Annotated in this window: 11 protein-coding genes; 9 read left to right on the plus strand and 2 right to left on the minus strand. The window is 60.4% G+C overall.

Annotated features, from left to right (window positions below; genetic code table 11):
* Positions 1–10 precede the first annotated feature (10 nt).
* Positions 11–1,066: a small ribosomal subunit biogenesis GTPase RsgA gene (gene rsgA, locus R0125_RS03865; RefSeq protein ID WP_317237208.1), complete on the minus strand. Its 1,056-nt coding sequence runs from the start codon at positions 1,064–1,066 to the stop codon at positions 11–13.
* A gap of 165 nt (positions 1,067–1,231) precedes the next feature.
* On the opposite strand from rsgA, the gene orn reads away from it, so the two are divergent.
* Entirely contained in the window at positions 1,232–1,774 is a 543-nt protein-coding gene (gene orn, locus R0125_RS03870) for an oligoribonuclease (RefSeq protein ID WP_317237954.1), read from the plus strand.
* Here the strand turns inward: orn and queG are convergent.
* On the minus strand, positions 1,769–2,833 hold the full coding sequence (queG, locus tag R0125_RS03875) for a tRNA epoxyqueuosine(34) reductase QueG (RefSeq protein WP_317237209.1): 1,065 nt from the start codon (positions 2,831–2,833) through the stop codon (positions 1,769–1,771). The genes orn and queG overlap by 6 nt on opposite strands.
* A gap of 131 nt (positions 2,834–2,964) precedes the next feature.
* On the opposite strand from queG, the gene R0125_RS03880 reads away from it, so the two are divergent.
* The 8 genes from R0125_RS03880 (at position 2,965) to hflK (ending at position 12,401) form a co-directional block, all read left to right on the plus strand.
* Positions 2,965–4,527 (plus strand): NAD(P)H-hydrate dehydratase, encoded by a 1,563-nt coding sequence (locus tag R0125_RS03880; protein ID WP_248182864.1) that lies wholly within the window; start codon positions 2,965–2,967, stop codon positions 4,525–4,527.
* Between the two features lie 5 nt (positions 4,528–4,532).
* The gene (gene tsaE / locus R0125_RS03885; RefSeq protein WP_248182866.1) at positions 4,533–5,027 is read left to right on the plus strand and encodes a tRNA (adenosine(37)-N6)-threonylcarbamoyltransferase complex ATPase subunit type 1 TsaE; all 495 of its coding nucleotides are present in this window, start codon (positions 4,533–4,535) and stop codon (positions 5,025–5,027) included.
* A 60-nt stretch (positions 5,028–5,087) separates the two neighbouring features.
* On the plus strand, positions 5,088–6,431 hold the full coding sequence (locus R0125_RS03890) for an N-acetylmuramoyl-L-alanine amidase (protein ID WP_410797589.1): 1,344 nt from the start codon (positions 5,088–5,090) through the stop codon (positions 6,429–6,431).
* Positions 6,432–6,451: 20 nt separating this feature from the next.
* Positions 6,452–8,371 carry a DNA mismatch repair endonuclease MutL gene (gene mutL / locus R0125_RS03895; protein ID WP_317237211.1) on the plus strand — a complete coding sequence of 640 codons (1,920 nt, stop codon included), beginning with the start codon at positions 6,452–6,454 and terminating at the stop codon, positions 8,369–8,371.
* A 57-nt stretch (positions 8,372–8,428) separates the two neighbouring features.
* The gene (miaA, locus tag R0125_RS03900; RefSeq protein ID WP_317237956.1) at positions 8,429–9,427 is read left to right on the plus strand and encodes a tRNA (adenosine(37)-N6)-dimethylallyltransferase MiaA; all 999 of its coding nucleotides are present in this window, start codon (positions 8,429–8,431) and stop codon (positions 9,425–9,427) included.
* Positions 9,428–9,461: 34 nt separating this feature from the next.
* Positions 9,462–9,713, plus strand: a complete 252-nt coding sequence (gene hfq / locus R0125_RS03905) for an RNA chaperone Hfq (protein WP_248182869.1) — start codon at positions 9,462–9,464, stop codon at positions 9,711–9,713.
* A gap of 121 nt (positions 9,714–9,834) precedes the next feature.
* Positions 9,835–11,133 (plus strand): ribosome rescue GTPase HflX, encoded by a 1,299-nt coding sequence (gene hflX / locus R0125_RS03910; protein ID WP_317237212.1) that lies wholly within the window; start codon positions 9,835–9,837, stop codon positions 11,131–11,133.
* 77 nt (positions 11,134–11,210) lie between these two features.
* Positions 11,211–12,401 (plus strand): FtsH protease activity modulator HflK, encoded by a 1,191-nt coding sequence (gene hflK / locus R0125_RS03915; protein WP_248182872.1) that lies wholly within the window; start codon positions 11,211–11,213, stop codon positions 12,399–12,401.
* Position 12,402 lies beyond the last annotated feature (1 nt).

The raw sequence follows: 12,402 nt of genomic DNA on the forward strand, positions 1-12,402 counted from the left end.
CGAGCGGTGTTCAGTCCAGCTTGAGCCCGCGGGCCTGTTGCTCGGTCATGTCTTTGAGAATGCGGTGAAAGCTCTTCAGGCGCGGATAGCTGATGCGCCCCTCTTCCGCGGCCGCATCAATGGCGCAGCCCGGATCCCCCAGATGGCGACAGTTGCGGAACTTGCACTGGCCGATCAGGTCGCGAATTTCCCGAAAGCCATATTCCAGCTCCTGGGGTGTCATGTGCCACAGGCCGAATTCCCGGATCCCGGGAGAGTCAATCAGATCACCGCCAATCGCCAGATGGAAGAGTTTCGCGGTGGTGGTGGTGTGTGTGCCTTTGCCCGTGCTCTCGGAGAGGGCGCCAACCCGCAGCAACTCATCCGGCAGCAAGGTCTGGATGATCGACGACTTACCGACGCCGGACTGGCCCACGAACACACTGGTCTGGTTCCGCACCAGATCCTCCACCTGTGGGGAAGGCGTGCTGCCTGAGTCCATTGCGGAGGTGCGCACCACGTCATAGCCCAATGTCTCGTAGCGCTCCAGCAGCTCATCAATGGCCTGTTGGTTTCGGTCTGTCAGCAAATCGGTCTTGTTCAGCAGGATCACCACGGGGATGTCGGTGCTTTCGGCCGCCACCAGATAGCGGTCAATCAGGTTGTCGTGGGGCTCCGGTTCCGGCGCAATCACCAGAATGATATGGTCGATGTTCGCGGCTACGGGTTTCAGTGCGCCGAAGTTGTCCGGGCGCTGCAGCAGGTTGGTGCGCTCACAACGGGCAACAATGACCCCGGTCTCGCTTTTGCCGGGCCGCCAGATCACCTTGTCGCCGGTCACCAGGCCATCAATGTTGGCCCGTACAAAACAGCGTACCACCTGGCCCCGATGTTCACCTTCCAGCCCTTCTACGTCCAGCTGCTGGCCATAATGAGCAATAATGAGCCCCTGCTGTTCGGGCCCCAGCTCGCCGGCTTCCGTCAGTTCCCCAATGGCCTTTTCCTTCCGCGAAACCCGTGCGGTGCGTTCCGCCTGAATTTTCTGGATACGCCATTGTTGCTGTTTGTTCAGTCGCCGCTTTGCCATAGAGAAGTTGCTGAAATCCTGATGAAGGGTAGGTTTTGCTGTGCCATCATACGCTAACCTGAGGATCGCAGCCCGCACGATCGGCATCAACCTCTGAGAATGTATCTGACTTTACGGGCACTGGCGGGTGCCCTGCACCAACCCGACAGTTTCGAGGAATTACGCATGGTGGACGAGAACAACCTGGTATGGATCGACCTGGAGATGACCGGTCTGGATCCGGAAAAAGAAAAAATCATCGAGATGGCGACTATCGTCACCGACTCGGAACTGAACCTGGTGGCCGAGGGGCCGGTGATCGCTATCCATCAACCGGACAGCCTGTTGGACGCCATGGACGAGTGGTGCACCCGGACCCATGGCCAGAGCGGTCTGACCCAGCGGGTGAAAGACAGCAAAATCTCGGAGCGGGAAGCCGAACTGGCAACCATCGAGTTCCTGAAACAGTATGTGGCGCCGGGTAAATCACCGCTATGCGGCAACAGCATCGGCCAGGATCGGCGTTTTCTGGTGAAGTACATGCCGGAACTGGAAGACTTTTTTCATTACCGTAATCTCGACGTCAGCACCATCAAGGAGCTGGCGCGACGGTGGCGGCCGGATGTGCTGGCGGGTGTGAAAAAGAAAGGCAGTCACCTGGCACTGGACGACATTCGCGACTCCATCGACGAGCTGCGCCACTACCGGGCCACCTTCTTCAAACTATAAACCGTGCCGTCTCAGGGCCCATTGCACATGTTCCCGTACCATCTCCGAAGGGTGATCGGCTCGCTGTTTCAGGGCTTCGATCACCGGTATGGTGGAGGGAGCGTTACCAAGGCCGACGGCCAGGTTGCGTAGCCAGCCCTCGTAACCGGTGCGGCGAATGGCAGAGCCTTCGGTGCGCTTGAGGAACTGTTCCTCGGTCCACAGGAACAGCTCGGCCAGCTCGCTGTTGTTCAGGCCGTGGCGTGGCTGGAAGTCCGGCTCCCGGCTGGGTTTGCTGAATTTGTTCCAGGGACACACCAGCTGGCAGTCGTCGCAGCCGAAGACACGGTTGCCCATCAGGGGGCGGAATTCTTCCGGAATGCTGCCTTTCAGCTCAATGGTCAGGTAGCTGATGCAGCGGCGGGCATCCAGCTGGTGTGGTCCGGCGAAGGCGTCCGTGGGGCATAAATCCAGGCAAGCGCTGCAACTGCCGCAGTGATCGGTTTCGAACGGCTCGTCCACTGGCAGCGGCGCGCTGGTGAAAATTTCACCGAGGAAGAAAAACGAGCCGGCCTTGGGATGAATCAGCATGTTGTTCTTGCCGATCCAGCCCAGGCCTGCGCGCTGGGCCAGCGCGCGTTCCAGAACCGGCGCACTGTCCACGAACGCACGGTGATCGTGGCCACTGACGGCTTCGTCAATGCGTTTGGCCAGAGTCGCCAGGCGCTTGCGGATCAGTTTGTGGTAGTCCCGGCCGAGGGCATAGCGAGTGACATAGGCCCGTTCCCGGTCAGTGAGTGCTTGTTTCGGGTTGTCCGGCGCGGCCAGGTAATCCATGCGAACCGAGATCACCCGCAGGGTGCCCGGTACCAGCGAAGTGGGCGTGTAGCGTTTGTCGCCATGGTCACCCATGTACGCCATCTCGCCGTGATAGCCTTTTGCCAGCCAGCTTTTGAGGCGCTCACCATGCACACCGGTGTCCGGGTGGGTGATGCCCACGTCATTGAAGCCCAGTTCCCGCGCCCAGGTGCGTACGGAATCTGGCAGGTTTTCAATGGCTTCGGCGGATTTCTCGGTCATGTTTGTGCAAACAGCGTGAGCGTACGGAATTTTAATCTGATTAAGTTATGACCTTTTTCTGTGTTTTGCTATGCTTTACAGGTATCTGGCCAATTTTCTTAAACTGATTTCTTTAGCTGGAGCGCGGTTGTATGCGCCTGACTGATCGCCACAGTCTACCAGAAGACCTGTACTCCGCAGACGCTGTGCGGGAGATTGATCGCTATGTGATTGATCAGCAGGGGGTTGATGGATTCGGGCTGATGCAGTCGGCAGCGGCCGCCGTGTTCCGCCGGTTGATGCAGCGGTGGCCCGAGCCAGGCCGGCTTATGGTGCTCTGTGGCGCCGGTAATAACGGCGGTGACGGGTATCTGGTGGCAGCGGCCGCCCAGCGCCACGGTATACCGGTTGATTGCCTGGCCGTTGCACCGGTGGAGAAACTGTCTGGCGATGCCCGCCGGGCCTGGCAGAAAGCCTGCGGTGACAGTGTCGAGGTCAAGGACCTGCAAACGCTGTCCGCCTCGGAGCGTGATCAGCACTTCGCGTCCGCGTCGCTGATTGTGGACGCCATGCTGGGTACGGGTGTGGCCGGCGTGCCCCGGGAACCGTTCGCAGAGATGATCCGGCGATGCCAGCACTCGCCCGCCCCCGTGGTGGCGGTGGATCTGCCGTCCGGGTTGAATGCCACCACCGGTGCGGCGCCGGGTGATGTGGTTCGTGCCGATCTTACCGTGACCTTTATCGGCCTGAAGGCGGGCCTGTTCACGGGTCAGGGGCCGGAAGTGTGTGGGGCTCTCTGTTTTGAGCCTCTGGGAACGGAGCCATGGTTGGCGCATTCTGGCCAGGTGCCAATAGCCCATCGCATTGACTGGCCGATACTGCAGGCGAGCCTGCCCCGCCGGCCACTGACCGCCCACAAGGGGCGGTTCGGGCACGTGCTGGTGGTGGCCGGTGATCGGGGTTTCGGCGGAGCAGGGATCCTGGCGGCTGAGGCGGCGGCCCGCAGCGGCGCCGGCCTGGTTACCCTGGCCACCCGACCCGAGCATGCGGCGCCGGCGTTGGCGCGGTGCCCCTCCATCATGGTGCAGGGGCTGATCCATGGGTCGGAATTGCCCGCCCTGGCGGAGGCGGCGGACGTGATTGTCTGCGGTCCGGGTATTGGCCAGAGCGCCTGGGGCCAGCAAATGTTGCAGCAGGTGGTGGCCAGTGGAAAGCCCCGGGTTCTGGATGCCGATGCGTTGAATCTGATGGCTTCGCGAGTGGCGATTCGGGAGAACGACCACATTCTCACCCCCCATCCCGGGGAGGCGGCGCGGTTGCTGGGTTGCCCGGTGGCGGAAATTGAAGCTGACCGGCTCAAGGCGACGGCGAAACTTTGCGAGGTATACGGTGGCGCGGTGCTGCTGAAAGGCGCCGGTACCGTGGTCGGTTGTGAGGAAGCGCTGCCAGCCATTGTCAGTGGGAGTAATCCGGGTATGGCAACCGGCGGCATGGGGGATGTGCTGGCCGGTATCGTCGGTGCTCTGTACGGCCAGTTCGGGAATCCCTCCACGGCTGCCAGAATGGGCGCAGCCCTGCATCTGGCAGCGGCGCAGCGGGCAACTCTGAGCAAGGGGTACATGGGCCTGCTGCCGACCGATGTGATTGACGCTTTGCCGTCGGTGCTGGCCGAGGCGGAGCAGCTCAACATCTACGAGGGAACACTGGAACCATGATGGCTATGCAATCAACTGAGTCCGGGACCCGGGTTTTTCTCGCCGACGAGGCGGAAACCGAGGCGTTGGGGCAACGGCTTGCGGGCCTGATCAGAGCGGCAGGCCGGGGCGTGACGATCTTTCTCGAGGGTAACCTCGGCATGGGCAAGACCACTCTGAGTCGCGGGCTGATCCGCGGCCTGGGGCATGTGGGGGCGGTCAAAAGCCCCACTTACACGCTGGTGGAGCCCTACGAACACTTGTGCCCTGCGGCCTATCATTTTGACCTGTACCGATTGGGTGATCCGGAAGAACTGGAGTACATGGGCATTCGCGATTACTTCGAGAGCGGCGCCTTGTGCCTGATCGAGTGGCCGGAGCGGGGGCAGGGGGTTCTGCCGACGGCAGATCTTACGGTTGCCCTGGTGCAGGAGGGCAAGGGGCGTCTTGCGCATATCGTGGCTGGAACGGATGTTGGAGCCAGGTTGGTGGTAGCTTTTAGTAGTGCTGAAACAGGATAATCCGCCTCGATGCGGAACAGGATAAAAAAGCGGGTACGCAGTATGAAAGACATCAAGGCAATGGGAAAATCGCTGGCGTCTGTAGCGCTGATGACATTGCTGGCCTGGCCGGCCGTGCTTTCGGCCGCTACGGGCGTTGAGGGCGTGCGGCTATGGCCTGCTCCCGATCACACGCGGCTGGTGCTGGACACTGCCGCCAAGGTGGACCACAACGTCTTTTCGCTGACCGGCCCAGCGCGGCTGGTGATCGACATGAAGAATGTCGACCTGAGAACCGATTTCTCCGGGCTCGATCTGTCGGGCAGTCCGATCAAGCGAATCCGCAGTGCCCGCCGCAATGGCAATGATCTGCGGGTGGTGCTGGACCTCAAGGACGACATCAAGCCGCGGAGCTTTCAGCTTGAGCCTAATCAACAATACGGCCATCGCCTTGTGGTTGATCTGATTGATGAGGGTGGCCTGAAAACCCAGAAGCCTGCCACGCCAACCGTGGCGCAGAACCCGAATGGCAAGCGCGACATTGTCGTGGTGATCGATGCCGGTCACGGTGGTGAAGATCCCGGCGCCATCGGCCCGAGAGGAACCCGCGAGAAAGACGTGGTGTTTTCCATGGCCAAGACCTTGCAGCGTCTGATCAACGAGAATCCGGGATTCACCGCCAAGCTGACCCGTACTGGCGATTACTACATCGACCTGCGCAGCCGCACCTTGCTGGCAAGAAAGCACAATGCGGATCTGTTCGTGTCCGTTCATGCGGACGCATTCCGCACGCCGCAACCCAGCGGCGCGTCGGTGTTCGCCCTGTCAGAGCGGGGGGCAACCAGTGAGTCCGCACGTTGGCTGGCGCAGAGCGAAAACCGCTCGGACCTGATCGGTGGCGCCGGTGGCGTCTCCCTCAATGGGCGCGATGAGATGCTTGCGGGCGTGCTGCTGGATCTCTCCATGACCGCCAGCATCAACTCCAGCCTCGGTGTGGGCAGCTCGATTCTGGGCAAGCTCGGAAACGTGACCAAGCTGCACAAGCGGGGCGTGGAACAGGCGGCCTTCGTGGTATTGAAGTCACCGGATATTCCCTCGTTGCTGGTGGAAGCCGGTTTCATCTCCAATCCGCAGGAGGAGCGAAACCTGGCCAGCTCTGCCTACCAACGCAAGCTGGCCAACGCCGTGTTTGATGGTATTTACGATTACTTTGCCAAGACACCGCCCCCTGGCACCTTGCTGGCCCACCAGAAAGCCAGCGGCAAGATTGGCGGCAGTATCAGTCAGTACCGAATACGCCGCGGAGACACGCTGTCCACGCTGGCGCGGGAGTACCAGACATCCGTCAGCGAGCTGATGCGGTTTAACGGCCTGAACAACGACCGTGTTATGGTAGGGCAAACCATTCGCATTCCCGCATCCTGATCAAGAGGTTCGCCCGTACTATGCCCGCCATACGATTGCTGTCACCACGGCTTGCCAACCAGATTGCGGCCGGCGAAGTGGTGGAGCGCCCGGCCTCCGTAGTCAAGGAACTGGTGGAAAACGCCCTGGATGCCGGCGCCAGCCGTGTCGATATCGATATTGAGCAGGGTGGTGTGAAACTGATTCGGGTGCGGGATGACGGTTTCGGAATCGGAGAAGCCGATCTGCCGCTGGCACTCAGCCGCCACGCCACCAGCAAGATCGAGAGTCTCGACGATCTGGAGGCGGTGGCATCGCTGGGCTTTCGTGGTGAGGCGCTGGCCAGTATCAGTTCCGTATCCAGGCTGGCGCTGACGTCCCGTACCGAAGATCAGGAGGCGGCCTCCCGCGTCGAGGTTGAGGGGCGTGACATGGACGCCCGAATATCCCCGGCGGCGCACCCGATCGGCACCACCGTCGAGGTGCGGGACCTGTTTTTCAATACACCGGCCCGCCGCAAGTTCCTACGCACCGAAAAGACCGAATTCAACCACGTTGACGAGTGCGTGCGCCGGCAGGCTTTGAGCCGTTTCGATGCGGGTTTCACCCTGCGCCACAACCAGCGGGTGATCCAGAGCCTGCGCCCGGCCGCGAATCCGCTGGATAAAGAGCGGCGCATCGGCGCCCTGTGTGGGCAACAGTTTATCGACAACGCCGTGGTCATTGACGCCGAGGCCACGGGCCTGCGACTCTGGGGGTGGGTGGCATTGCCCACCTTCTCCCGCAGTCAGGCCGATCTGCAGTATTTCTTCGTCAATGGCCGCGTAATCCGTGACCGCCTGGTGGCTCATGCAGTGCGCCAGGCCTATCGCGATGTGCTGTACAACAATCGCCACCCGGCATTTGTGCTCTATCTGGAAGTGGATCCGGCCACGGTGGATGTCAACGTGCACCCTACCAAGCACGAGGTGCGATTCCGCGACGGCCGTCTGGTGCACGATTTCATCTTCCGGACGCTGCACAAAGCTCTGGCGGATGTGCGGCCAGACGACCATTTGCGGGGCGCCGTTGCCCAATCTGCGGTGCGCGAAGGTTCGGAGTCAGCTGTTGTAGCGGGCCCGCAATCAGCCTACCCTGGTGTCGCTGGCCAGGCCGAGCGGCCTGCCAGTCGAAGCTGGGGGGAAACGGCATCGGTGTTTGACGCGCCTTCGGGCAGTACACAGTCTCAGCCGCCGCAGCACCAGTGGCAGGCGCGGGACCAGATGGGCTTCTATCAATCCCTCAATCAGAGCGGGGGGCTGGTGAATGCTCCCCAGGACGCGCCGGCTCGTGACTTCGCGGCCGGGCAGCCAACACCGCCGGTAGACAGTGAAGCAGAGCCGCCCCTCGGTTATGCGATTGCCCAGCTCCACGGTATCTATATTCTTGCCCAGAGCCGTCAGGGCATGATTGTGGTGGATATGCACGCAGCTCATGAGCGCATCACGTACGAGCGCATGAAGCGGGCACTGGAGGCGCAGGACCTAAAGAGTCAGCCCCTGCTGGTGCCGGTATCACTTGCGGTCAGCCAGAAAGAGGCGGCGCTGGCGGAAACCCACGCCAGCGAGCTTCAGCAACTGGGGCTGCAGGTGGAGCGGATCGGGCCGGAAACCCTGGCCATTCGCCAGGTGCCTGCCCTGTTGCGCGGTGCCGACACCGAGCAGCTTGTTCGGGACGTGTTGGCGGACCTTATCGAGAACGGTCAGAGCGATCGTGTCGAGGCGGTGACCCATGAATTGCTGGGTACAATGGCCTGCCACGGCTCTGTGCGGGCGAACCGTCAGTTGACCATTCCGGAAATGAACACCTTGCTGCGGGATATGGAAGCCACCGAGCGCAGTGGCCAGTGCAATCACGGTCGCCCGACCTGGACGGTGGTGACCTTGTCCGAGCTGGACAAGCTGTTCCTGCGGGGGCGTTGACGTGTGAGGAACGAAATCCCGACCGGAGCACCGTCATTGCCACCGGCCATTTTTCTGATGGGGCCAACCGCGTCTGGTAAGACCGACCTGGCAATGGCGCTGTGTGAGCAGTTGCCCTGTGACATAATCAGCGTCGATTCAGCGATGATATACCGTGGCATGGACATCGGTACCGCCAAGCCCACCGCCTCTGAGCTGGCCCGCGCGCCCCACCGGTTGATCGATATCTGTGATCCGACAGAGCGCTACTCCGCCGCGGATTTCCGCCGTGACGCCCTGAGGGAAATGGCGGAAATCAGCCAGCGAGGCCGTATTCCCCTGTTGGTTGGCGGTACCATGATGTATTTCAAGGCGCTGCTCCATGGCATGTCTGATCTGCCCTCTGCCGACCCGGAGCTGCGGCGGACGCTGGAGCAGGAGGCGGAAGCCCTGGGGTGGGCAGCCCTGCACGATGAGCTCAGGGCCCGCGATCCGGTTGCGGCGGATCTGATCCATCAGAATAACCGGCAGCGTTTGATGCGGGCGCTGGAGGTGATCCGCTTGACCGGCAGGCCCATTTCCGAGCTCTGGCGGGCGCAGGCTGCAGGGGCAGGGAATCTCGGGCCGGTTGGCGCAAATGTCGAGGATTACACCTATTTTACGCAATGGCAGGCAGACGAAACCTCGTCGCTTCCGTATACTGTTGTCCAACTTGCTGTCGCTCCACCTGACAGAAAGGTACTTCACGAACGTATTTCCCGGCGATTTCAGAACATGCTGGATGCGGGCTTCCTTGAGGAAGTCCGCGGATTGATGGGTCGTGAGGATCTGAATGTCAGTCTGCCTTCCATGCGCTGCGTCGGATATCGACAGGCATGGCACTACCTGGCCGGTGATGACGATTACAACACCATGGTCAGCAAGGGAGTGGCAGCAACCCGCCAGCTCGCCAAACGGCAGTTGACCTGGTTGCGAAAGTGGTCCGATGTGACCTGGCTTGCCAGTGATGACGAACATATCATTGAGGCAGCCTTGAAAAATATCAGACTTCGCGCCACATTTAATTCTGAAAAATGACGATCTGCACTTACATATAAACAGGAGAAAACACATGTCAAAAGGGCATTCTTTACAAGACCCTTACCTCAATGCCTTGCGCAAGGAACGCATTCCGGTTTCTATCTTTCTGGTCAATGGCATCAAGCTGCAGGGCCAGATTGAATCCTTTGACCAGTTCGTGATTCTGCTGAAAAACACGGTCAGCCAGATGGTCTACAAACACGCGATTTCGACTGTGGTGCCGGCCCGGAATGTGCGCATTCCCCAGCAGGCTCCTGGCGGAGAGGGTGAGGCTGAAGACTGAGTTGCCCGGTTCTCCGGCATTGCCACCCGCGTTTCCGATGAGCCCGCAAGGGTTCTGAGGATCGCGGGTGTTTGTTTTTATGCACCAGACACTTTTTTGATGACCCAGGAGTTGCTGCCAATTGTTTGAGCGTCCCGACGTTGGTGAACGGGCGATCCTCGTCCACATTGATTTTACCTCTCACGAGGAGTCTGAAGATCCCGATGAGTTCCGCGAGCTGGTCACTTCTGCGGGTGTTGAACCCGTGGGTCTGGTTACGGGCTCGCGAAAACAGCCGAGTCCCAGGCTCTTCGTTGGGGAAGGCAAGCTTGAGGAGATTCGCGACGCGGTCAATGCCAACGAGGCAGACGTGGTGCTGTTCAATCACTCGCTCAGCCCCTCCCAGGAACGCAACATCGAGCGCGAGCTCCAGTGCCGGGTCCTTGACCGGACCGGGGTAATCCTCGATATCTTTGCGCAGCGCGCGCGCACTCACGAAGGCAAACTCCAGGTCGAGCTGGCTCAGCTTGAGCACATGTCGACACGGTTGATCCGTGGCTGGACCCACCTGGAGCGCCAGAAGGGCGGCATCGGCCTGCGCGGGCCGGGTGAAACCCAGCTGGAAACCGACCGGCGGCTGCTGCGTGAGCGGATCAAATCCATTCACAAACGCCTTGAGAAAGTGCGCCGGCAGCGCAACCAGGGTCGCCGTGCCCGCAAGCGTGCGGACATTCCCACGGTATCGTTGGTGGGATATACCAACGCAGGCAAGTCCACATTGTTCAACCGTATTACCACTTCGACCGTATATGCTGCAGATCAGCTGTTCGCTACCCTGGACCCGACGCTGCGTCGTCTGGAACTTCCCGATATCGGAGCGGTCGTAATGGCGGACACGGTGGGCTTCATTCGCCATCTGCCTCACAAGCTGGTGGAGGCGTTCCGTGCGACGTTGGAGGAGACCACCCAGGCAACCCTGTTGCTGCACATCATCGACTGTCATGACAGCCGTCGGGATGAAAACATGGAGCAGGTTGAGGAAGTGTTGGCGGAAATCGGAGCAGACGAAATTCCCATGCTTCAGGTGTTCAACAAGATCGATTTGCTGGACGACTTTACCCCCCGTGTGGAACGTAACGAGGATGGACTGCCGGTGAGGGTGTGGCTTTCGGCGGTCAGCGGGCAGGGCATTCAGGGGCTGTTCGACGCGGTTGTCGAGCGCCTCGCAGAGGATGTGGTCCACCACCATGTCCTGCTGGGGCCGCAAGATGGAAAGTTGCGGGCCCTGCTGCATGAGGCCGGGTCGGTGGTGACTGAAGAGCACCGCGACAGCGGTGACACGGCTCTGGAAGTGCGACTGCAGAATCGCGACTGGCTTCAGTTATTGAGCCGCGCGGATGTGCGTGAACAGGATCTGAGAATTGACGCAGGAACAGAGTAAACGGTATCGCTATTGCCGGGGCGCTTATAAATCCCTAGTATTTGCAGCCATTCTATTAGTCAGGAACGGAGAGCACTATGGCCTGGAATGAACCGGGTGGTAACCGTAACGACAACGATCCCTGGGGAACCGGTGGTGGTCGTCGCGGCAATGATCAGGGTCCGCCAGACCTGGATGAGGCACTGAAAAAAGGCCTCGACAAACTCAACAAGCTGCTGGGCGGCAAGGGCAACCGCTCCGGTGGGTCCGGCGGTGGTTCGTCATCCGGAAACAGCGGTGGGTTCGGCGCCATTCTGGCTTTGGCCGGCATCCTCGTTGTGGGTTATGTCATCTTCCAGTCGTTTTACACGGTAGACGAGCAGGAGCGCGCTGTTGTGCTGCGTTTCGGTGAATTCAGTCGCACCGAGAGCCCGGGTCTGCGTTTCAAGGTTCCGTTGATTGACGACGTCACCAAGGTGCGCGTCACCAACGTGCGCACGGCAGAATCAAGCGGTCAGATGCTGACCCAGGATGAGAACCTGGTGACGGTTGATCTGCAGGTTCAATACCGGGTTGGCGACGCCAAGGCTTACGTCCTCAACATACGTGACTCCAACGAAGCACTGGCGTTTGCCACAGACAGCGCCCTGCGCCATGAAGTCGGCAGCTCCACGTTGGATCAGGTGCTCACCGAGGGGCGTGCCGAGCTGGCGGTTCGTGTCGAGCAACGTCTGCAGACGTTCCTGAGGGATTACGGCGCCGGGCTTGAGATTGTTCGGGTCAACGTTGAAAGCACGCAGCCGCCGGATGCGGTTCAGGATGCGTTCCGTGAGGTTCAGCGTGCCCGCGAAGACGAACAGCGCGTGAAAGAAGAAGCCGAGACCTACCGCAACAAGGTGGTTCCGGAAGCTCGGGGTCAGGCTCAGCGCATGATCGAAGAAGCTCAGGCCTACAAACAGGAGGTCATTGAGCGAGCAAACGGTGAAACCGCCCGTTTCCTTGCAATGCTGGAGGTGTACCGGACGGCCCCTGAGGTAACGCGAGAGCGCATGTATCTGCAGGCTCTTGAGGGTGTGCTTTCCAGCACCAGCAAGGTGCTGGTCGACACCGAGAGCAGTGGCAATATGATGTATCTGCCACTGGATCGGCTGACCCAGAACCGAATGGGAAGCGGCAACAGCAGTTCATCGGGCGGCTCTGACGGTGAGGTCAATATCCAGACATTGACAGATCAGGTCATTCAGGAGCTGCGCGGACGGCAGGATACTGGCATTCGGAGGAGCAGATAAT

This window comes from Marinobacter sp. M-5, assembly GCF_032911545.1.
GTDB classification, from domain to species: Bacteria; Pseudomonadota; Gammaproteobacteria; order Pseudomonadales; family Oleiphilaceae; genus Marinobacter; species Marinobacter goseongensis.

Bases quoted from the DNA above. Each gene is read 5' to 3' on its own strand.
- R0125_RS03890 (WP_410797589.1), top strand. From the start codon at position 5,088: ATGGGAAAATCGCTGGCGTCTGTAGCGCTGATGACATTGCTGGCCTGG.
- mutL (WP_317237211.1), top strand. From the start codon at position 6,452: ATGCCCGCCATACGATTGCTGTCACCACGGCTTGCCAACCAGATTGCG.
- hfq (WP_248182869.1), top strand. From the start codon at position 9,462: ATGTCAAAAGGGCATTCTTTACAAGACCCTTACCTCAATGCCTTGCGC.
- R0125_RS03880 (WP_248182864.1), top strand. From the start codon at position 2,965: ATGCGCCTGACTGATCGCCACAGTCTACCAGAAGACCTGTACTCCGCA.
- rsgA (WP_317237208.1), bottom strand. From the start codon at position 1,066: ATGGCAAAGCGGCGACTGAACAAACAGCAACAATGGCGTATCCAGAAA.
- hflK (WP_248182872.1), top strand. From the start codon at position 11,211: ATGGCCTGGAATGAACCGGGTGGTAACCGTAACGACAACGATCCCTGG.
- queG (WP_317237209.1), bottom strand. From the start codon at position 2,833: ATGACCGAGAAATCCGCCGAAGCCATTGAAAACCTGCCAGATTCCGTA.
- orn (WP_317237954.1), top strand. From the start codon at position 1,232: ATGGTGGACGAGAACAACCTGGTATGGATCGACCTGGAGATGACCGGT.
- miaA (WP_317237956.1), top strand. From the start codon at position 8,429: ATGGGGCCAACCGCGTCTGGTAAGACCGACCTGGCAATGGCGCTGTGT.
- tsaE (WP_248182866.1), top strand. From the start codon at position 4,533: ATGCAATCAACTGAGTCCGGGACCCGGGTTTTTCTCGCCGACGAGGCG.